Annotated in this window: 16 protein-coding genes; 5 read left to right on the plus strand and 11 right to left on the minus strand. The window is 70.2% G+C overall.

The genetic code is table 11. The features are described 5' to 3' along the window. Window positions 1-275: 275 nt before the first annotated feature. Window positions 276-1,037 (minus strand): hypothetical protein, encoded by a 762-nt coding sequence (locus AC07DO_RS17055; protein WP_479060395.1) that lies wholly within the window; start codon window positions 1,035-1,037, stop codon window positions 276-278. Between the two features lie 186 nt (window positions 1,038-1,223). Continuing rightward, the gene (locus tag AC07DO_RS17060; protein ID WP_479060397.1) at window positions 1,224-2,900 is read right to left on the minus strand and encodes a PucR family transcriptional regulator; all 1,677 of its coding nucleotides are present in this window, start codon (window positions 2,898-2,900) and stop codon (window positions 1,224-1,226) included. Window positions 2,901-3,241: 341 nt separating this feature from the next. Between AC07DO_RS17060 and AC07DO_RS17065 the strand changes: the two genes are divergently transcribed. The 5 genes from AC07DO_RS17065 (at window position 3,242) to AC07DO_RS17085 (ending at window position 10,008) form a co-directional block, all read left to right on the plus strand. Continuing rightward, the gene (locus tag AC07DO_RS17065) at window positions 3,242-4,132 is read left to right on the plus strand and encodes an FAD binding domain-containing protein (RefSeq protein WP_479060399.1); all 891 of its coding nucleotides are present in this window, start codon (window positions 3,242-3,244) and stop codon (window positions 4,130-4,132) included. Continuing rightward, window positions 4,132-4,725 carry a (2Fe-2S)-binding protein gene (locus AC07DO_RS17070; RefSeq protein ID WP_479060400.1) on the plus strand — a complete coding sequence of 198 codons (594 nt, stop codon included), beginning with the start codon at window positions 4,132-4,134 and terminating at the stop codon, window positions 4,723-4,725. Before AC07DO_RS17065 ends, AC07DO_RS17070 begins: the two co-directional genes overlap by 1 nt. A gap of 2 nt (window positions 4,726-4,727) precedes the next feature. Next, window positions 4,728-7,112, plus strand: coding sequence for a xanthine dehydrogenase family protein molybdopterin-binding subunit (locus AC07DO_RS17075; protein WP_479060402.1), 2,385 nt, complete (start codon window positions 4,728-4,730; stop codon window positions 7,110-7,112). Window positions 7,113-7,344: 232 nt separating this feature from the next. Then, window positions 7,345-8,802 carry an NCS2 family permease gene (locus tag AC07DO_RS17080; RefSeq protein ID WP_479060404.1) on the plus strand — a complete coding sequence of 486 codons (1,458 nt, stop codon included), beginning with the start codon at window positions 7,345-7,347 and terminating at the stop codon, window positions 8,800-8,802. Between the two features lie 45 nt (window positions 8,803-8,847). Continuing rightward, a complete protein-coding gene (locus tag AC07DO_RS17085) occupies window positions 8,848-10,008 on the plus strand; it encodes an XdhC family protein (RefSeq protein WP_479060406.1) in 1,161 nt (386 codons plus the stop codon). A gap of 19 nt (window positions 10,009-10,027) precedes the next feature. Here the strand turns inward: AC07DO_RS17085 and AC07DO_RS17090 are convergent, their stop codons facing one another. The 9 genes from AC07DO_RS17090 to AC07DO_RS17130 form a co-directional block, all read right to left on the minus strand. Continuing rightward, a complete protein-coding gene (locus AC07DO_RS17090) occupies window positions 10,028-10,474 on the minus strand; it encodes an SRPBCC family protein (protein ID WP_479060408.1) in 447 nt (148 codons plus the stop codon). A gap of 24 nt (window positions 10,475-10,498) precedes the next feature. Further along, window positions 10,499-11,299, minus strand: coding sequence for a polysaccharide deacetylase family protein (locus AC07DO_RS17095; protein ID WP_479060724.1), 801 nt, complete (start codon window positions 11,297-11,299; stop codon window positions 10,499-10,501). 95 nt (window positions 11,300-11,394) lie between these two features. After that, a complete protein-coding gene (locus tag AC07DO_RS17100; protein ID WP_157869104.1) occupies window positions 11,395-11,946 on the minus strand; it encodes a hypothetical protein in 552 nt (183 codons plus the stop codon). A 39-nt stretch (window positions 11,947-11,985) separates the two neighbouring features. Continuing rightward, window positions 11,986-12,411 carry a hypothetical protein gene (locus tag AC07DO_RS17105; RefSeq protein ID WP_479060410.1) on the minus strand — a complete coding sequence of 142 codons (426 nt, stop codon included), beginning with the start codon at window positions 12,409-12,411 and terminating at the stop codon, window positions 11,986-11,988. A gap of 25 nt (window positions 12,412-12,436) precedes the next feature. Beyond that, complete coding sequence (locus AC07DO_RS17110; protein ID WP_479060411.1) at window positions 12,437-13,249, minus strand: hypothetical protein; 813 nt, start codon at window positions 13,247-13,249, stop codon at window positions 12,437-12,439. A gap of 49 nt (window positions 13,250-13,298) precedes the next feature. Then, window positions 13,299-13,820: a hypothetical protein gene (locus tag AC07DO_RS17115; RefSeq protein ID WP_479060413.1), complete on the minus strand. Its 522-nt coding sequence runs from the start codon at window positions 13,818-13,820 to the stop codon at window positions 13,299-13,301. Between the two features lie 23 nt (window positions 13,821-13,843). Then, window positions 13,844-15,442 (minus strand): phenylacetate--CoA ligase family protein, encoded by a 1,599-nt coding sequence (locus AC07DO_RS17120; RefSeq protein ID WP_479060415.1) that lies wholly within the window; start codon window positions 15,440-15,442, stop codon window positions 13,844-13,846. Between the two features lie 9 nt (window positions 15,443-15,451). Further along, the gene (locus AC07DO_RS17125) at window positions 15,452-16,951 is read right to left on the minus strand and encodes a pyridoxal phosphate-dependent decarboxylase family protein (protein WP_479060417.1); all 1,500 of its coding nucleotides are present in this window, start codon (window positions 16,949-16,951) and stop codon (window positions 15,452-15,454) included. Window positions 16,952-17,784: 833 nt separating this feature from the next. Next, on the minus strand, window positions 17,785-20,340 hold the full coding sequence (locus AC07DO_RS17130; RefSeq protein ID WP_479060419.1) for an ArnT family glycosyltransferase: 2,556 nt from the start codon (window positions 20,338-20,340) through the stop codon (window positions 17,785-17,787). Between the last annotated feature and the right edge of the window lie 122 nt (window positions 20,341-20,462).

Here is a 20,462-nt window from a genome sequence, read left to right on the forward strand (position 1 = left end):
CCAGGTGTGGGGTGTCCCGCTGGTGCCCGCCGGGTGCGCGGCGTCCCGCCGGTGCCTCACCGGGTGTGGGGTGTCCCGCCTGCGCCCTGCCGGGGTGTGGGTTGTCCCGTCGGTGCCCGCCGGATGCGTGGCGCTCCACCGGTGCCCCGCCGGGCGCGTGGCGCTCCACCGGTGCTTCGCCGGGTGTGGGGTGTCCCGCCGGTGCCTCGTCGGGTGCGTGGCGCTCCACCGGCGCCCCGCCGTGTGGGGGCGCCCGTGGAGTGCGGTCGGTTGTGTCAGACCGCGGCCGCCGGCGGTTGCAGGTGCTGGGCCAGCCAGGACGGCACGCCGCCGAGCAGGCGGAAGAGGCGCGCGGCCTCGGCGCGCAGCCGGGTGGCCTCCGGTTCCGGCTCCGCGTCCGCGAGCGCGGCGAGCGCCGGAGCCGTGCCGACCAGGTAGCCGAGCTCCTCGCGGATGCGCAGGGACTCCGCGAAACCGTGCCGCGCCTCCGCCAACTCCCCGTCGCGCAGGGCGAGTCCGGCCAGGTGACGCCAGGTGAAGGAGAGGAGGAGCGGGTCGGAGTGCGCGGTGGCGCCCGCGTGGGCCCGCCGGTAGGCCGCCTTCGCCGACTGCGGTGAGTCCGCGATGTGCTCCGCGATCAGGCCGCGGCGGAAGTCGAGCAGGGGGCGCCCCGGTGCGTTCGGGGCGAGCAGCGCGGCCGCCCTGCCGAGCGCCGTACGCGCTTCGTCGGCCCGGTCGCGTACGTTCAAGACGGTGGAGGCGTACGCCAGTTGGCCCCGTTCGCAGGCCGCCGCGCCCCGGTCGTCGTCGTCCTCGGCGAGCGCCTCGGCGCTCCGCAGACCGTCCTCCGCCTCGCCCCAGCCGTCCCCGGTGAACAGGCACCGCTCGACGAGGAGCGCCGCCCTCTGGAGTGCCGCCGCGGCCCCCGCCCGTGAGGCGAGCAGCGCCGCAGCGTCGGTCCAGCAGCCGCGCGAGCGCAGCCGCCATACCGCGGTCTGGAGTGGATCGTGCTCTGCAGTCGTTCCGGTACCAGACATGGCGGTATGCGCCACGTTGCCCTCCCCGAGCACACCATTGAGCTGTTGAGTCGTGGGCGAATCTCAGCATGGATCGCGGCACCGGGCCAAGGGGCTGGGTGAAAGAATTCACAAAGGGCGGGCAAGTAAACGGGCCGGGCCCGGCCGGCGCCCCGTGGACGCGGGCCGGGCCCGACCCGGATGACCTCAGCTCATGCGCAGCGCGAGGAAGAAATCGAGCTTGTCCTCCAGGCGCGACAGGTCACGGCCCGTCAACTGCTCGATGCGTCCCACCCGGTAGCGCAGCGTGTTGACGTGGAGGTGCAGCCGCGCGGCGCAGCGCGTCCACGAGCCGTCGCTGTCGAGGAACGCCTCCAGCGTCGGGATGAGCTCCGCACGGTGGCGCTTGTCGTACTCGCGCAGCGGGTCCAGGAGCCGCGCCGTGAACGCCCGGCGCACGTCGTCCGGCACGAACGGCAGCAGCAGCACGTGCGAGGCCAGCTCCTGGTGACCGGCCGCGCAGACCCGGCCCGGGCGCGCCGCGGCGACCCGGCGGGCGTGCCGCGCCTCCTCCAGGGCGCCGCGCAGCCCCTCCGCCGAGTGCACGGACGCGCTGACGCCGAGCGTGAGGCGGCCGTCGCCGTCGAGGCCCGCCGACAGCGGGTCGTGGACGGAGGCGAGGAGCGCGTCCGCGAGCAGGCCCGTCTCCGGCCCCTCGTGCTCGCCGGGGACCGCGGGCAGCGGCACGAGGGCGATCGCCTCGTCGCCGGTGTGGGCGACCGCGATCCGGTCGGACGGCTCGGGGCCCGACGTCGACGGGTCGACGAGGATCTCCTCCAGGAGCGACTGTGCGACGGGACCGCCGTCGATCTCCCCGCCCTCCCACTCCACGCGGGCCACCACGACCTGCCAGTGCGGAGCCGTGCCGAGACCGGGCAGCAGCACCGGGGCGGCGACGCGCAGCCGGGCCGCGATCTCCGCGGGGGCCGCGCCCGTCTGCACCAGCTCGAGGACCTCCTGGGCCAGGCGGCGGCGCACCGTGCGGGCCGCGTCGCGCCGGTCGCGCTCCACCGCGATCAGCTGGGTGACGCCCTGCAACAGGTCGAGGCGCTCCTCGGGCCAGTCGCCCGCGTCGGCCTCCACCGCGAGCACCCAGTCGGAGAGCACGGACTCGCGCACGTCGCGCGAGGCGCCGGCCGCTCCGCGCCCACTGGTCCGAATGGGGAACAGCGAGTACGTGACCGAGTCGATCGTCACGCGGTGCGGGCCGCGCCGCCCCGTCCTGACGGCCGCCAGGTGCTCCCCGGCGAGCCGTGCGCACAGCGGTGCCGGCAGGGAGTTCCCGGCCGCGCCCGACCCGGCGATCACGCGCCCCGCGGGCGACAGGACCCAGGCCCGCAGGTCCAGGTCGGTGCCGAGCAGGTCGAGGACGACGTCGGGGCCGCCGCCCGCCGGGCCCGACGTCATCAGGCGGCGGTGCCGGTCGACGACGGCGGCCAGGTCCCCGGCACGCTCGCCGGAGACCTGGCGCACGACGTGCTCGGTGATCGTCGCGAAGGCCACGGACTCGTTGACCGCGAAGAGCGGCAGCCGGTGCCGGGCGCAGGCCTGCACGATGTCGTCGGGGATGTCGCCCAGCTCGGCCTCGCCGGCCGCCAGGGCCGCGACACCCGCACCGGCCAGGATCCGTACGAAGGGTTCCGTGTCCGAGGCGTCGCGGCGCCAGGCGAGGCCGGTGAGGACCAGCTCGCCGCCCGCCAGGTAGCGGCTGGGATCCCGCAGGTCCGTGGTCATCACACCGCGCACGGTGCGGTCCAGCTCGTCCTCGCCGCCGAGCAGCCGCAGGCCCAGCGCGTCGGTGTCAAGGAGTGCGCGCAGCCGCATGGTGTCGTCGCCGCCGATCTGTCTCGAATGGTGTGTACAAACATGTGCGCTCTGTAGCGCCGGGGCCCTGTGCCGTCGTGAGTCCGCGGTTTCCGGGGGGAACCCGCGAGGTTACTGGGGCCCGTTCTTCATACGAATCTACAAGACGCACGCCTTGGCCAGCCAACTCCTTCATGGTTTCGGTGACTGACCCCATCGGACGAGCGAGCGGTGTACTTGGCCCACTCCGCGTTAACAGCACATGAACGAGCAGTCGAGGGACCAACGGCCCGAGTGGCCGGAACGGAATGCTCCCGTCCCTCGAAGCGAAAGACCCTCGATACGAACAAGAAGAGAGCCTCATGGACTTCCTTCGCCCCGCCAGCTGGGAGGAGGCGCTCGCCGCCAAGGCCGAGCACCCCACGGCTGTGCCGATTGCGGGTGGCACCGACGTGATGGTCGAGATCAACTTCGACCACCGTCGTCCCGAGTACCTGCTTGACCTCAACCGCATCGGCGACCTGCGCGAGTGGGAGGTGGGCGAGGAGACCGTCCGGCTCGGTGCCTCCGTCCCGTACACCCAGATCATGGAGGAGCTCCGCACGGAGCTGCCCGGTCTGGCGCTCGCCTCGCACACGGTCGCCTCCCCGCAGATCCGCAACCGCGGCGGCGTGGGCGGCAACCTGGGCACCGCCTCACCGGCGGGCGACGCCCACCCCGCCCTGCTGGCCGCCGACTGCGAGGTCGAGGTGGAGTCTGTGCGGGGCTCCCGCCTCATCCCGATCGACGAGTTCTACACCGGCGTGAAGCGCAACGCCCTCGCCCCGGACGAGCTCATCAAGACCGTCCACATCAAGAAGGCGGACGGCCCGCAGCAGTACTCGAAGGTCGGCACCCGCAACGCGATGGTCATCGCCGTGTGTGCCTTCGGCATCGCGCTGCACCCCGGGACCCGGACCGTGCGGACCGGCATCGGCTCCGCCGCCCCCACGCCCGTCCGGGCGAAGGCGGCCGAGGAGTTCCTGAACGCGGCGCTCGAAGAGGGCGGCTTCTGGGACAGCAAGAAGATCATCACCCCCTCGATCGCCAAGCAGTTCGCGGAGCTCGCCTCCGGAGCCGCCAACCCGATCGACGACGTGCGCGGAACGGCGAACTACCGCAGGCACGCCGTCGGGATCATGGCCCGCCGCACGCTCGGCTGGACCTGGGAGTCGTACCGCGGCGAGGGCCGCAGCACTGAGGGAGTCGCATAATGCGCGTGAACTTCACGGTCAACGGCCGTCAGCAGGAAGCCGACGACGTGTGGGAGGGCGAGTCCCTCCTGTACGTGCTGCGTGAGCGCATGGGGCTCCCGGGCTCCAAGAACGCCTGCGAGCAGGGGGAGTGCGGCTCCTGCACCGTCCGGCTCGACGGCGTGCCGGTCTGTTCGTGTCTGGTCGCGGCCGGACAGGTGGAGGGCCGCGAGGTCACCACCGTCGAGGGCCTCGCCGACTACGCCAAGCACCGTCAGGACGCCCACCCGGGCGGCGGCTGCGCCTCGGGCGCCTGCGGCACGTCCCTCCAGGACGCCCAGCAGTGGAAGGCCAAGGGCCAGGACTCCCAGACCGGTGAGGGCACCGAACTCTCGCCGATCCAGCAGGCGTTCATCGACGCGGGCGCCGTCCAGTGCGGCTTCTGCACCCCCGGCCTGCTCGTCGCCGCCGACGAGCTCCTGGAGCGCAACGACACGCCGTCGGACGCGGACATCCGCGAGGCGCTCTCCGGCAACCTCTGCCGCTGCACCGGTTACGAGAAGATCCTCGACGCGGTCCGCCTCGCCGCGGCCCGCCAGGGAGAGGTGGTCTGATCATGGCCGGCACCACTACCGGTATCCCCGCCAACGTCACCCAGGGTTCGCAGACGAAGGGCGGCGTCGGCGAGTCGATGCTGCGCCCCGACGGCACCCTGAAGGTCACCGGCGAGTTCGCCTACTCCTCGGACATGTGGCACGAGGAGATGATCTGGGGCCAGGTCCTGCGCTCCACCGTCGCCCACGCCGAGATCGTGTCCATCGACACCTCCGAGGCCGTGGCCCTGTCGGGCGTCTACGCCGTCCTGACGGCCGACGACCTGCCGGCGGCGAAGAACTACGGCATGGAGTACCAGGACACCCCCGTCCTCGCGTACGGCAAGGTCCGCCACCACGGCGAGCCGGTCGCCCTCGTGGCCGCCGACCACCCGGAGACCGCGCGCCGCGCCGCCGCCAAGATCAAGGTCGAGTACCGGGAACTGCCGGTCATCACGGACGAGGCGTCCGCGACCGCGCCCGACGCGATCCTGGTCCACGAGAACCGCGGCGACCACCACGCCGGGCACGTCCCGCACCCGAACATCGTGCACCGCCAGCCGATCATCCGCGGCAACGCCGACGAGGCCGCCGAGAAGGCCGACGTGATCGTCAAGGGCGAGTACACCTTCGGCATGCAGGACCAGGCCTTCCTCGGCCCGGAGTCCGGCCTCGCCGTGCCCTCAGAGGACGGCGGTGTCGACCTGTACGTGGCCACCCAGTGGCTGCACTCGGACCTCAAGCAGATCGCCCCCTGCCTCGGCCTGCCCGAGGAGAAGGTCCGCATGACGATGGCGGGCATCGGCGGCGCCTTCGGCGGCCGCGAGGACATCTCGATGCAGATCCTCGCCTCCGTCCTGGCCCTGCGCACCGGCAAGCCGGTGAAGATGGTCTACAACCGGTACGAGTCGTTCTTCGGCCACGTCCACCGGCACCCGGCGAAGCTCTACTACGAGCACGGCGCCACCAAGGACGGCAAGATCACGCACATGAAGTGCAAGATCGTCCTGGACGGCGGCGCCTACATGTCGTCGACCCCCTCGGTCGTCGGCAACGCCTCGTCCCTCTCGGTCGGCCCGTACGTCATCGACGACGTGGAGATCGAGGCGATCGGCCTCTACACCAACAACCCGCCCTGCGGCGCCATGCGAGGCTTCGGCGCGGTCCAGGCGTGCTTCGCCTACGAGGCCCAGATGGACAAGGTCGCCGCCAAGCTGGGCATGGACCCGGTGGCGTTCCGGCAGAAGAACGCGATGGAGCAGGGCACGATCATGCCGACCGGGCAGCCGGTCGACTCGCCCGCCCCCGTCGCCGAGCTGCTGCGCCGCGTCAAGGCCCGCCCGCTGCCGCCCGTGCGCCAGTGGGAGTCCAGCGAGGGCGCCGACGTCCGCGCGCTGCCCGGCGGTCTGTCGAACACCACGCACGGCGAGGGCGTCGTCCGGGGCGTCGGCTACGCGGTCGGCATCAAGAACGTCGGCTTCTCCGAGGGCTTCGACGACTACTCGACCGCGAAGATCCGCATCGAGGTCATCAACGGCGAGGCCGTGGCCACCGTCCACACCGCCGCGGCCGAGGTCGGCCAGGGCGGCGTGACCATCCACGCGCAGATCGCCCGCACCGAGCTCGGCGTCCAGCAGGTCACCATCGCCCCCGCCGACACCCAGGTGGGCTCGGCAGGGTCGACCTCCGCGGGCCGTCAGACGTATATGACCGGCGGCGCCATCAAGAACTCCTGCGAGATCGTCCGCGAGAAGGTCCTGGAGATCGGCCGGCGCAAGTTCGGCTCGTACCACCCGGCGTGGGCCAACGCCGAACTCCTCCTGGAGGGCGGCAAGGTCGTCACCGACGGCGGCGAGGTCCTCACCACCCTCGTGGAGGTCCTCGAGGACGAGGCCGTGGAGGTGGAGGAGGAGTTCAGGCACCGCCCCACCGAGGCCTTCGATTTGCGCACGGGACAGGGCAACGGCCACGTCCAGTACGCCTTCGCCGCGCACCGCGCGGTGGTGGAGGTCGACACCGAACTCGGCCTCGTCAAGGTGATCGAGCTGGCCTGCGCCCAGGACGTCGGCAAGGCGGTCAACCCGCTCTCCGTCATCGGGCAGATCCAGGGCGGCACCACCCAGGGCCTGGGCGTCGCGGTGATGGAGGAGATCATCGTCGACCCGAAGACCGCGAAGGTGCGCAACCCCTCCTTCACGGACTACCTGCTCCCCACCATCCTCGACACGCCGACCATCCCGGTCGACTACCTCGAACTCGCCGACCCGAACGCGCCGTACGGCGTGCGCGGCATCGGCGAGGCCCCGACCCTGTCGTCCACCCCGGCGGTCCTCGCGGCCATCAGGAGCGCGACGGGTCTCGAACTCAACAAGACGCCGGTACGTCCCGAACACCTCACCGGCACGTGATCCCTCGCTGAGGGAAAGGTCCCCCCGCTCGGGGACCGGCAAGGTTCTCCGAGCGGTGCGCGGCTGCCAGGAACGTCACACTTCCGCCGCCCGCACCGTTCGGAGCTCGACTCCCCGCTCCTTCGAGGGAGATGTCGTTCGTCTCGGGCCGTCCCCCGGGTCGTGCAGCCAATGCACCATCCCAAATCCCGCGACTCCGCGGGTGCCCCTGTGAACCTTGGGAGTAGGCACCATGACCCAGTCGTCAGTGGAGCCGAAGACCACCGCAGAGGACGCGGGCCCCGGCTCGCGCGTCCCGGCCGGCAGGTCTTGGCTCGATCGGTACTTTCACATATCCCGGCGGGGATCCACGGTCGCGCGAGAGGTGCGCGGCGGTATCACCACTTTCATGGCGATGGCGTACATCGTCCTGCTCAACCCCCTGATCCTCTCCGGCAAGGACTCCGCGGGGGACACCCTGGGCCAGAAGGCCCTGATCACCGCGACGGCGCTCGCCGCGGCGGTCACCACGCTCCTCATGGGCTTCGTCGGCAAGGTGCCGCTGGCCCTGGCCGCCGGACTCTCCGTGTCCGGTGTGATCTCCTCGCAGGTCGCGCCCGAGATGACCTGGCCGCAGGCCATGGGCATGTGCGTGATGTACGGCGTGGTGATCATGCTTCTGGTGGTCACCGGGCTCCGCGAGATGATCATGAACGCGATCCCGCTCGCCCTCAAGCACGGCATCACCATGGGCATCGGCCTGTTCATCGCCATCATCGGCCTGGTCAAGGGCGGCTTCGTGCACCCCGGCAAGGCCACCGTGCTCAGTCTCGGCCCCACCGGGGAACTCCAGGGCTGGCCCGTCCTGATCTTCGCCTGCACCCTGCTCCTCATCTTCATGCTGCAGGCGCGCAACACCCCCGGCGCGATCCTGATCGGCATCGTCACCGGCACCGTCGTCGCCGTCGTCCTCAACGCCCTGGACGTCATCGACCCCAAGCAGTGGGCGAACGGCGCCCCCGAACTGCACGGCAGCGCGGTCTCGTCACCCGACTTCTCGCTCATCGGCGAGGTCGAGTTCGGCGGCTGGGGCGAGGTCGGCGCGATGACCGTCGGCATGATCGTCTTCACCCTCGTGCTCGCCGGGTTCTTCGACGCGATGGCCACGATCATCGGCGTCGGCACCGAGGCCAACCTCGCCGACGAGAAGGGCCGCATGCCGGGCCTCTCCAAGGCGCTGTTCATCGATGGTGCCGGCGGCGCCATCGGCGGCGTGGCGGGCGGCTCCGGCCAGACCGTCTTCGTCGAGTCCGCCACCGGAGTGGGCGAGGGCGCCCGCACGGGTCTCGCCTCCGTCGTCACCGGCCTCTTCTTCGCGGGCTGCCTCTTCTTCACGCCGCTCACCGCGATCGTGCCGCAGGAGGTCGCCTCCGCCGCGCTCGTCGTCATCGGAGCGATGATGATGATGAACGCCCGGCACGTGGACTGGGCCGACCGCGCCACCGCCATACCGGTCTTCCTGACCGTGGTGCTCATGCCCTTCACGTACACCATCACCACCGGTGTCGCGGCGGGCGTCATCTCCTGGGTCGCCATCAAGATCGCGCAGGGCAAGGCGCGCGAGATCGGCGCCTTCATGTGGGGCCTGACGGTGATCTTCATCGTCTACTTCGCCCTCAACCCCATCGAAGGATGGCTGGGCGTCCACTGAGGCGCTGAGCCCTCCGCACACCCGTAGAGCCTTGAGGAGGCCGACATGCTGGACATCGCCGACGAGCTGAACCGGTGGGTCGAGCAGGGACGTGACTTCGCCGTCGCCACCGTGGTGGCGGTCGGCGGGAGCGCGCCCCGGCAGCCCGGCGCCGCGCTCGCCGTCGACAGCGAGGGCACGGCGATCGGCTCGGTCTCCGGCGGATGTGTGGAGGGCGCTGTCTATGAACTGTGCCGGCAGTCCCTGGAGGACGGCGAGACCGTCCTCGAACGGTTCGGCTACAGCGACGACGATGCCTTCGCCGTGGGCCTGACCTGCGGCGGCGTCATCGACATCCTCGTGACCCCGGTCCGCGCCGACTCCGTGTCCAGGCCGGTGTTCGCCGCCGCCCTGGCCGCGGCCTCCGCGGGGGAGGCGGCCGCCGTCGCCCGGGTCACGTCCGGGCCCGCCGAACTCCTCGGCCGCGCCCTCCTCGTCCGTACGTCGGACGGGGCAGGCGGGTACGAGGGCGGCCTCGGCGGACACCCCGAGCTGGACCGCACGGTGGCGGGGGAGGCCCGCGCCCTCCTCGACGCCGGGCGCACCGCGACGGTGGAGATCGGCGCGGACGGCTCGCGGTGCGGCCGGCCGCTCGTGGTCCTCGTCGAGTCCAGCGTCCCGCCGCCCCGCATGATCGTGTTCGGCGCCATCGACTTCGCGTCGGCGCTGGTCCGCATGGGCAAGTTCCTCGGCTACCACGTGACGGTGTGCGACGCCCGGCCCGTCTTCGCCACCCCCACCCGCTTCCCCGACGCCGACGAGATCGTCGTCGAATGGCCGCACCGCTACCTGGAGGGCACGCAGGTCGACGGCCGCACCGTGCTCTGCGTCCTCACCCACGACGCCAAGTTCGACGTGCCGCTCCTGGAGCTCGCGCTGCGGCTCCCCGTCGCCTACGTCGGAGCGATGGGCTCACGCCGCACGCACGAGGACCGCAACAAGCGCCTGCGCGAGGTCGGCGTCACCGAGCTGGACCTCGCGCGCCTGCGCTCGCCCATCGGCCTCGACCTGGGGGCCCGTACGCCCGAGGAGACCGCCCTGTCGATCGCCGCGGAGATCGTCGCCAACCGCCGGGGCGGCAGCGGGGTCTCCCTCACCGGGGCGCACACCCCCATCCACCACGACGGCTCGCGCGAACTGTCCGGCCGCATCGGCTCGGTCGCCTGAAGCCCTCACGGCGACGGATTCACACCGGTCCGGCCGCGATGAGCCGGTCCGCGGCACGCCCGAACATCCGCCGTGCCACGGACGAGAGCACCCCGTCGCAGAGCGCGGGCAGCCCCCGTACGCGCAGATCTTCGCGCCACACCACCGCGGAACCCGCGCCCGCCGCGGGATAGACCTCGATCTCCGCCCAGCCCGTCACGAACGACCCGCGCTTCTCGAGACGGCACCGCCCCGGCGCGGCGCCGTCCGGCGGGCACCACTCGACGACCTCCATCACGTCGTCGAAGCCGACGGGGCCCAGCGCGCTGCGCGCGACGAAGACCGTGCCCACACGGGTGGGCGGGGGAGTGCCGACGGTGATGCGGGTGAGCGGGGCGACGTCGCCGTGCCGCTCCCACGTGGTGAGCCGGCGCCACGCCTCGGCGGCGGGCAGGGGAGTGTCGCGGGTGATCTGGAAGGTGGCCACGCCTTCGAGCGTGCCAGACAAGCCCTAGCGGTACACCTTGCCGGGTTCGGCCTTGCCGGGGGCGAGGAGCTGGGGGACCGTCACGAAGACGTAGCCGCGCTTCTTCAGCCCGTCGATGACGCCGGGGACGGCCGGCACGGTGCCCTTGTAGATGTCGTGCAGCAGGATGATGCCGTCCCGCTTCGTCTGGTCCAGGACGCGCTTCTGGATCAGCTCGGAGTCATTGGTCGTGTAGTCCTTGGCGGTGACGGTCCACAGGACCTCCGAGAGCCCGAGCTCTTTGGAGAGCTTGTTGATGTCGTCGTTGGTGCGGCCCTGCGGCGGGCGCATCAGCGTCGGCTTCTTGCCTATGAGCTTCTCGATCGCCTTGTTGGGGCGCTCCAGCTCGCGGCGCGCCTCGTCCGCGTCGATCTTCGTCAGGATCTTGTGCGACCAGGTGTGGCTGGCGACCTCGTGGCCCTCGGCGTCCATCTGCTTCACGAGCTCGGGGTACTTCTCTATGTGGTTCTTGCCGAGCGTGAAGAACGTCGCGGGCACCTCCTTCTCCTTGAGGATCTTCAGGAGTCTCGGCGTGTTCTCGCTGGGCCCCGCGTCGAACGTCAGGGCCACGCACTTGGCCTTGCGGCAGTCGACGGTGCCGAACTTCCCCTGGTCCGAGGCCTTCGCCTCGGCCCCGGCCTTGCGCACGGTGCTGGGCGACGTGGTGTCGAGCTTGGTGCACCCGGTCAGCGCGAGGGCGAGGGCCGCCCCCGCCGCGAGGACGGGGGCGGTGCGACGCAACCTCTTGGCCGAGTGCGTCGTCTTGCATGCAGATGGCGTGTTCATGGGGGGCATGCGCCCACTATACACAGGGCGTATACACCTGGTTCATAGTGCCGTCTGCTGTCGGAACCGCAGGTCAGGCCTGGGTCAGGCCGGGATCAGACCGGGATCACCCGGATCGAGGGATGGATGGCCGTGTTCAGGTACAGCCGTTCCTTCTTGTTCTCCTGCTCCAGCTCCATCACGAGCCGGTACCGGTACAGGCCGGGCTTCGCCGTGCTCATCACCGTGCCCGCCCAGTAGTAGTAGACGGGCGTGTACTTGTCCCGCATCCGGTCGGGCATCCCGTAGATCTTCAGCTCGTTGAAGATCCGCCGCTCCGCCACGTCCTCCTCGTCACCCAGCTCGGTGTCGAGGAAGACGATGTTGTTGATCTTCGGCATGGGCGGCCACGTGCCGTCGAGCCGCTTCTCCATGTCGATCGGGCGCACGATCCAGTTGATGACCTGCCCCTGCTTGCACACCGTCTCCAGCGACGACGTGCCCTGCCCCTTGCCGCCGATGCTGTTGTCCATCATGTACATCGCGTCGCTCAGCGAACCCGTCGCCGTCGCCCGCTCCATGTTGATGAGCGTCACGATGTTGAGCTGGACCGAGTTCAGCTGACCGGGGTTCTGCTTCTCCACGCCGCTGCGCGTAGTGGTGCTCACCGTGCCTCCTTCGCGTACACCGTCATGACTGCCCGGTCCCTAGCCGACGAGGGACGACGACAGGGTGGTGGTGATCGGTTCGTCCCGCGTGCCGAGCTTGAACTTGATCTGGTACGTGATCGGACCGGCGTCCTTCTTCACCGTCCCGGTCCAGTACGCGACGTCGGTCCCGGGGTACACCTTCCGCACGGGCTCGCAGACGTCGCGGTCGATGATGATGTCGTCGATCGCGACGAACGCCTCGCATTCCAGCGCGAGACAGTTCCACAGGATCTGGTCGCCGCGCCGCGCCTTCGTCTGCAGCTCCTCGGTGCCGAACCCCGTGGACCCGCCCGACTTGTTCGTGTCGTACATGTACAGGTGGCCCCGCATGTCGCCGGCCGCGAGCGCGCCGACGGCGTCCACGACGGCGGTGATGGAGATCGGCCGCTTCACGGCGGCTTCCCGCCTCGGTTTGGTGGTCATCCGTTCCTCCTCGTCCGGTGGTGGCTCAGGCGCCGCGGCCGGGGCGCGCGGCAGAAGGGATGGGCAGCTGACCGACGCCGGCCTTGGTGAAGGCGTTGCGCCGCGGCTCGGAGGTGATCTTCAGAGCCGACGCGCACGTCAGGTTCACCGGGTCCCACCGGAGTTCGCCGTTGGTCTGCACCAGCTTGTGCAGCTGGACGCGCATCATGTACGAGTACGTCCCCGGGCGTGACGTGTCGACCGTCGCCGACCAGTACCAACCGTCGGTCACCATGTCCGGGGAGCCGTACTCCGCCGGATACATGATCTTCGAGTCCACGGCCTCGCCGTAGATGTCGGTGATCACCGGCGCCGGGTAGCTGGCCGCGGCCGTCGCGTCCTCGGTGACGACCTGGCCCATGACGTCCACGATCTTCTGCCCGGACATCCGGCCCCGGGTGCGCCGGGTCGTCTTGACCCGGGTGCCCACGCTCCGCCGGATGCGGTTGAGTTCGGCCTCCGCGTCGGCGCCCGGCACGGACGACTTGGCCGCGAGCTCCTGAAGCTCGGCGAGGGCCTGCTCGTCGGTCTGCCGGGCGCGCTCGACCTCGTAGCCGCGGGGCACGGTCGGCGGGATGGAACCGAGGCTGTACGGCAGCCAGTTGAGCACCTGCTCGCTGGCCTGGGAGCCGTCACGCCAGTAGGAGCCGTTGATCGCGGTCACCAGCTCGCTGGTTCCCTCGTTCTCGGAGCCGTGCAGCTTCATGTTGTCGAACAGATAGGTGTTGCCTTCGAGGGTGCTGGACGCGAGCGCGTTGCCGACGTCCACGAGCACGATGATCGCCAACTGTTGGGGCATGATTCCGCCTTCGTCGTCGTTCCCGGCCTTGCCGTCGTCGTGCGGTCCGCTACTGGCACATCAACGCGGGTGAGTCGATGGACATGACGCTGTTGGACCCCTCGTACATCTGGAGTTCGAGGCGGTACTGGTACGGCACGCCCGGCGTCATCCAGTGCGGCACCACGCCGGTCCACACGTCGAGGTCGAGCTTGTCCCCCTCTTCCTCCTGGCCCTGGCCCTGGGCCTGCCGGCCGGGTACCTGGCGGCCCTGGTCCTGCCGACCGCGGGCCTCGCCGTTCGCGGTTGTGGGCGGGTTCATCGCGGGTCCCGACGCGGCCGCGCCGTTGTGCCCGTCGGCCGGCTCGAACGAGATGCTCTTGATCTCGACCGGCGTCTGCAGGTCGAGGGCGAGCGCGGTCCAGGACACGACCTGGCCGGGCTTGACCACGGTGACGAGGTCCGCCGTGCCCTGGTGGGTGCTGTCGAACGCCCCGTCGTCGACCATGCAGAGGTTGCCGTCGAGCAGCGTCTTGACGGACAGCGCTCCGATGACGTCCACCACGGCGATGATGTTCACCTGCGTTTTCATACCGCTCCTGTTCATTCCACTCCCTAGCCGCGGTCCCGGACCAGCGGGACCTTTCCGACGGCGGTCCGCTCGATCTCCGCGGACAACCTGGGCACGAACTTGAGCTGGAGGGTGTATCCGGTCCTCTCGACCGACGCGGCGTTGGCCTCGCCGTGGTTGAACAGCGAGAGGGCGCGCGGCAGTGCGTTCACGAACACCTGCTGGAGCCCGCACGCGCCGAGCACACTGTCGGCGCGGTAGGTCAGCCCCAGCACGTCGTCGACCGCCGCGTAGAGGGTGATCGTCTTGCCCTCGCGGTGGTTGACGAACTGGACGTCGTGCGCCACCGCGTCCAGATCCACCACCTCGGCCGCCTTCAGCTCGTCGCGCAGCGCCGCATAGGCCCGCGCCCCCGAGTACTGGCTGTCGTTGATGTGCAGCACGTCCCCGGTGCGGCCCGCGAACTCGAACTGCCGGGTCTTCAGACCCGGGCCGTCCGTGCGGGGCCGGTGGATCATGCGGTCGCCCAGCTTCAGACGCAGCAGCGGCGTCTCGTGCGCGTGCAGCCGCGTGACGACCAGCTCGCCCTCCTCGCCCTCGGGGACGTGGCGCCCCTCCTCGTCGACGATCTCGATGAAGTGCAGACCCGGCACCGCCGACAGGTACGGCGACGCGGCGTCCAGTTGCAGGCCGATCGTCTCCGCCTGGGTGGCGGCGAAGTAGCTGAGGATCGACAGGTTCGGGTACAGCGCCTGGAGTTCCACGCGCTTGCGCTGCGGCAGCACGCCGCTGCCGTACAGGGCGACACGGAAACTGTCGCGGTACTCCTGGCGCATGCCCGCGCCGAGTTCGGCGAGGATCGCGATGCCCGCCGAGATCCCCATCAGGGCCTTGGGGCCCCGGTAGGAGAACATGTGCTCGAGGACGGGGGCCGTGACGGGCCCCGCGCCGACGTAGTTGACGCCGGGCACGTGCTGCAGCACGCCGCCGACCATGGTGCCGCTGCTCCACATCTGGTAGTCGGCCAGCGTGGTGAACAGCCACTTCGGGTCACTGCCCGCGAGGTGCGGCGCGAGCTGGTAGGCCCCCATGAAGCGGCCCGCGATCTCGTAGGTGTCCTTCAACTCCCGCAGGGCGTAGACGACTTCGAGCGGGGTGCCGCTACTGGTGCCGCCGCTCGCCACGATCTCGAACTCGCCGCGGGTGAGGGGCACCACCATGCCGGGCCGCGTGTCCATGAAGAAGTCGCGCTGGACTTCTTTGTCCGACAGCGGGATGCGCTGCCACTCCTCGTACGTCTCGGGGGCGTGCCCGATGCCGGCGCCGCGCAGCCGCTCGCGCCACAGCGGGTTGAGCAGCACGGTGTTCACCATCTGCTGGAGACGGCGGAGCACGACCGCGTCCTGGATCTCGTGGGGGATCTCGCTGTACAGCGTCTGGCAGACCCGCTCGCACTCGCGCATCTTGCTCGCGAACGAGGGGAGCACGGTGACGGCTTCGACGGATTCGGGCCGCAGTTCCCAGTCGGGGATGAGCCAGTCGGCCAGTTCGCGGGCGCCGCCGGGAGCCGGTGCGGACGATGGAATGTGAGGTGCCTGAGGTGAAACATGAGGTGCCTGTGGAGCGTGAGATGTACTCAACATCCGTCCCCTCTATGCTTTTCCTGTTCCCACTTCTCCGTCGAGCAGGTCCTGAGCCGTCCTTTTGATTTCGGACAGCAGCATCCTGAAGTGCTCGCCGGTGATCTGGTGGTTCATCATGACCACGCGCAGTGCGGCCACCCCGTCGATGTTCACCTTCGAGAGGAAGAATTTCCCCTCGAATTTGATGCGGTTCCTGATGGCGATCTGCAGGTGATGCACGTCTTTCTTGCCGAGCCGCCTGCCGAGTCTGCTTTCGAGGTCCGCCGGATGGTAACGGAAGCACAGAATGTTCGCTTCCGGACGGTGCAGGGTCTCGAAGTCCGGATCGGCCCGCACGACGCCGTAGGACTCCTCCGTCAACTGACAGAGATACTCGATTTTCTCCGCGAACAGGGCCCGCCCGTAAATGGCCCACAGCGCCCACAGCGTCATGATCATGGGACGCTTCGTGCACTCGAAGTTCTTTCCTCCGCTGTCGTAGGCGGTATAGACGTCCTCCTCCTCGTCGAAGACGTAGCTGGCCTTCTGCCGGAATGCCGAGAGGGCGGTCTCCTTGTTCCGGTAGAAGAGCATCGTGCAGGGCGCGGGCACGAACATCATCTTGTGTGCGTCCCAGGTCAGGGAGTCCACTTTCTCGATGCCCCGCAGCTTGGCGCGGAGCGCGTCCGACACGAGCAGGCTCGCGCCGTGCGCACCGTCGATGTGCAGCCAGATGTCCTTCTCCCGGGCCACCTCGGCGAGCTCCTCGATCGGGTCGAAGGCGCCCACCGAAGTGCTGCCGGCCGAGGCGACCATGCAGAACACCTTGAGGTTCTGCCGCTCGGCCGCTTCGAGGGTCGCGCGCACCTCGGCGGGGCAGATCTGCTGCTGCCGGTTGAGCGGCAGGCGCACGAGCTGCGCGTCGCCGATGCCGAGCACGCCCGCCGCCCGCGCCACGCTGTAGTGCACGTCCGCGCCGACCGCGATGGCGGGCCGTGGCTGGCCGCGCACCGCGGAACCGCCCTCTGACCAGTACCCGGGCAGCTTCTCGTTCCTGGCCGCGAGGAGAGCGGTCAGATTCGCGAGCGAGCCGCCCGACGTGGTGATCATGGTAAAACGTTCCGGGTCCCACCCGATGAAGCGGTTCAGCTCGTCGGCCATGATCCGCTCGACGGCGTTGGGCAACTGCCCCGCCTCGTAGAACGAGGACGGCTGGTTGACCACGGAGCTCACGAAGTCGATGACGCCGGCGAGCGGTACGACTCCGGAGAACTGCCGCCCCATGTACCCGGGGGAGTGGACCTGGATCCCCGTACGGACGTACAGGTCGATGATGCCCGCCAGACGCTCCTCGTCGAACGCGGCGATCTTGTCGTGCTCGGTCGTCATGAGTGCCCTCGCCGCCTGGGAGAGCCGCGCCGGTTCGATCAGTTCGAGACCTCTGATCGAGATGTCCGACAGATGCTTCTCCAGCTTGGCGAGAGCCGTTTCCGAGTTCTCCCGGAACTGCTGCGGGTCAAAAGCCTCCAACAGCAGTGCGCTTCGATCCGACGTTAAGTCACTCCGTTCCGTTCCGGGATCACTCGAGCGAGATTCCGTCACTAGGGTCCCCCCTTGGAAAGCCCCCGTGTACCCGACATGGTTGGTCCGGTGCGCGCGACCGGGCAGAGGCAGGATTTTCATCGGCGTCGCAGCAAAGGCCTGCCGTCCGGCTGATCAAACCGGACGGCACTTCCTTTTCCGGCGGCGCGCGTTCAGCGCAGGCCGCACGGGCTCCCCCTAGAAGAGTTCTGCTCGGCTGTCATCTCCCCGGCATGGTCAGTGCCTGCCCCCACAGCCACAACCGTAGGCGGCGTCGATAAAACGAGAAATCGAAACTCCGAGTTCTGTCCGAAAGGGAGCGCGGACCATCTGATGGTACGTCACTCAACAGTTGTCACACCCGTACCCGGAGCGTTCTGCGGCTCCAGGCCGGCTCCCCGCTTTTCGGACACCATGCCGTCGGCATGTGCGCGACGGATAGGCAAAGCGGCAGGACCGGAGGTGTGGTCGGGGTGGCGCAAGGGGTTTTCTGCCAAACTGGGACCTGTTTTCGGGGATCTTTTCGCCGGTCCCGTGAGGCCCCGCAATCGAGGCGGATATTTCCCGCTCCGTCACGACGATCCGGCCACGAATGTGGCGCGGCGGCGGGATGTTCGAACAGGGCGGCGCTGTTGCGGGGTGCGGTGGCCGTGCCGGCGGATGCTCGTCGGGACGGCCACCGCTCCTCCCCCGGTCGGTGGGTGCGTCGGCCCTCGCCGGTCATGACGCAGGTTCTCGGCGGCCTCGTGGCCTCGGTGGCCTCAGTGGCTTTGGGGTGGCCTTCAGTGGCTTGTGGCGTCGGACGGCTCGCAGCGGTACAGGGTTTGTGCGGGCGTCTTGGGGGCGTCGTCACCGGGTGCCGCCTTGGCTTCGGCGGCCCCTCCGTAGGCCCGCGGATCGACCTCGGCGCATGCGGAGGCGACCCAGGAGCTGATCTCCGACGTCTTCGTGCCCGCGTCGGTGACGAGGGCGAAGCGGAGCTCGCCCGCGGCGACGAGGTGCCGGTACTCGGTGAGGGTGACGGATGTCGAGTGCATTCCGGCGAGCGGCAGGACGGGGATGCCGTCGGCGTAGATGTACGGGGCCGCTGCCGCCCAATTCTCGGCCGACAAGGGGTACTTGGCGTCTCCGTCGCGCTTCTGGACGTAGCCGAGGAGCTTGCTCTGGGCGGGCGTCAGGGAGGTGCGCAGGTCCCGGCCGACGGCGCCCACGCCACGTGTGGGGCCGCCACTTCCGCCGGTGGGGCCGCCGGGACCGCCGCCCGCGCCGGGCCGGTGGCTGATGGAGGACTTCCCCGTCGGCAGCCCGGCGGGCAGCGGGCCCGCGGCGGCGTCGAACGCCGAGCCCGCGTGCCGTTCGTTCAGCACGGACAGCGACCAGGCGGTCGGCGCGGCGAACATGGCCACGCAGCCGGCCAGCATCCCCGCGATGCCGATACGGGTACCGGTACGGGTACGGATACCAGTACCGGTATCGGTACCGGCATCGACGTCGATGCCTCGGTCCGTGCGACGGCGTGCGCTGAAGTGAGGGAGCGTCAGGGTGAGGACGGCGAGCAGCGCGGCCGTGACGGCCACGGGGATCAGCCAGGGCGCGAAGTCGGTGTAGTCGGAGGCGAGACGGACGGTCCAGGCGGTCTCGGCGACGATGACGGCGGGCAGCACCCATGGCCGTGCCCCGCCTCCGGCCTTGCCGTGCGCGCGCCACAGGGCGACGGTTCCGGCGGCGGCCAGTGCGGCGAGGGGCGGGGCGAGGGGGGCCAGGTAGGCGGTGTGGGGGAAGTCGAAGGAGCTGAACAGCGCGGCGGTGCCGATCAGCCAGACGCCCCACATCAGGTATCCGGCGCGGGCCTGGTCGGTGCGGGGGCCCTTGCGGTGCCGCAGCAGACCGTAGACGAGGGCGCTCAGCGCCAGCGGGTACAGCCAGCCGATCTGGGGCGCGTAGCGGGAGCTTTCGAAGAGCTTGAGGGCGCCGGTGGACTCGGGGTCGGGTTGCTTGCTCGTCGTGCCGCCGGAGCGGCTGTCGCCGTCGGAGTCTCGGGTGCGGGCGTGGCCGTCGGAGTCTCGGGTGCGGCTGTCGCTGTCAGCGTCTCGGGTGGGGTTGGCGTCGGGCACGGTTGCGCCGGTGGGGTTGGCGTCGGGCACGGTTGCGCCGGTGGGGTTGGCGTCGGGCACGGTTGCGCCGGTGTCTCGGGTGCGGCCGTTGCCGTCATTCGCCTTGTCACGATCACGTGGCGGGACCTGGCTGCGGCGGTTGTCCGTCTCCGGCGCCACCTTCGCTCCCAGCTCCTTCTTCTGTCCCTTCGCCCCGGTGTCCTTCTCCGGGCCTGCGCCCTGCCCCGAGGGCGTCTTCGCCCCCGGGCACCGCGTCTGCGGTCCGGGCGCCGGACGGCCGCCCCCGTCGCCCGGGGACGTGTCCCCGGCCGGAGCCCCGCCCGCCCCCGCGTCCGCCGGCGCCGCCCCGTCGATCAATCCCGGGTGCAGCCGGTTGAAGCCGTTGTAGCCGAAGACCATCGCGGCCGCGCTGTCGTCGGTCGAGCCGTCCACGTACGGGCGGTCGCGCTCCGGGGTGAACGTCATCAGCGCCACCCACGACAGCGACACGGTGAACATCAACACGCCCGCCAGGGCCAGTTGGCCGAGCCGGTGCCGCAGCCGGACCGGCGCCGCCACGAGGTAGCCGACGAACAGCGCCGGCACGATGACCCACGCCTCCATCATCTTCGCCTGGAAGCCGAGCCCGATCCACAGCGCGCAGAGCAGCAGTGACCGCAGCCGTGCGCTCCGCACCGCCCTCTGGTACTGGTCGGCGGCGAGTACGAGGCACATGGTGACCGAGCCGTCGAGCATCGCGTGGCCGAACATGGAGGCCGCCACGGGCGTCACCGTGAGCAGCCCCGCGGCGAGCAGCCCGGCGGCCGGTCCCTGCCAGCGGCGCACCAGCCGGTACATCACCAGGACCGAGATCACGCCCATGACGCACTGCGGCAGCGTCAGCGCCCAGTCGTGGAAGCCGAAGATCCGCGCCGACAGCGCCTGCGGCCACAGGAAGCCGCCGATCTTGTCCAGGGTGAGCGTGGCGGACGGATCGAGGCTGGTGAAGAGGAACGCCTCCCAGCTCACCGACATGCTGCGCGCGGCCACGGAGTAATAGGGGGCGAAGCCGCTGCTCGTGATGTTCCACGTGTAGAGCAGGGCGGCGAGGGCGGCGATGCCGAGGAGCGCGGGCCTGGCCCACCGGGGCTGGCCGGCGGGGGAGCGCCAGAACCGCAGGCGGCTCCGGGGTGTCCGGCCCGGCGGGGTCCGGCTCGCGGTCGGCGCGGTGGTCAGGGACGTCATGCCCCTTGCTTCTACCGGTACGAGGTTGTCCGGGGTCGGACGCGACGAACCGGACAACAAGCCCCGGACAACAAGCCCCGGACAACAAGCCCCGGACGACAAGCGTCGGGCAACAAGCGCCG

The sequence above is a fragment of the Streptomyces sp. NPDC045678 genome, from assembly GCF_056432085.1.

Bases quoted from the DNA above. Each gene is read 5' to 3' on its own strand.
- AC07DO_RS17120 (WP_479060415.1), bottom strand. From the start codon at position 15,442: ATGTTGAGTACATCTCACGCTCCACAGGCACCTCATGTTTCACCTCAG.
- AC07DO_RS17085 (WP_479060406.1), top strand. From the start codon at position 8,848: ATGCTGGACATCGCCGACGAGCTGAACCGGTGGGTCGAGCAGGGACGT.
- AC07DO_RS17080 (WP_479060404.1), top strand. From the start codon at position 7,345: ATGACCCAGTCGTCAGTGGAGCCGAAGACCACCGCAGAGGACGCGGGC.
- AC07DO_RS17105 (WP_479060410.1), bottom strand. From the start codon at position 12,411: ATGACCACCAAACCGAGGCGGGAAGCCGCCGTGAAGCGGCCGATCTCC.
- AC07DO_RS17095 (WP_479060724.1), bottom strand. From the start codon at position 11,299: ATGAACACGCCATCTGCATGCAAGACGACGCACTCGGCCAAGAGGTTG.
- AC07DO_RS17060 (WP_479060397.1), bottom strand. From the start codon at position 2,900: ATGCGGCTGCGCGCACTCCTTGACACCGACGCGCTGGGCCTGCGGCTG.
- AC07DO_RS17065 (WP_479060399.1), top strand. From the start codon at position 3,242: ATGGACTTCCTTCGCCCCGCCAGCTGGGAGGAGGCGCTCGCCGCCAAG.
- AC07DO_RS17130 (WP_479060419.1), bottom strand. From the start codon at position 20,340: ATGACGTCCCTGACCACCGCGCCGACCGCGAGCCGGACCCCGCCGGGC.
- AC07DO_RS17110 (WP_479060411.1), bottom strand. From the start codon at position 13,249: ATGCCCCAACAGTTGGCGATCATCGTGCTCGTGGACGTCGGCAACGCG.
- AC07DO_RS17075 (WP_479060402.1), top strand. From the start codon at position 4,728: ATGGCCGGCACCACTACCGGTATCCCCGCCAACGTCACCCAGGGTTCG.
- AC07DO_RS17070 (WP_479060400.1), top strand. From the start codon at position 4,132: ATGCGCGTGAACTTCACGGTCAACGGCCGTCAGCAGGAAGCCGACGAC.
- AC07DO_RS17055 (WP_479060395.1), bottom strand. From the start codon at position 1,037: ATGTCTGGTACCGGAACGACTGCAGAGCACGATCCACTCCAGACCGCG.
- AC07DO_RS17115 (WP_479060413.1), bottom strand. From the start codon at position 13,820: ATGAAAACGCAGGTGAACATCATCGCCGTGGTGGACGTCATCGGAGCG.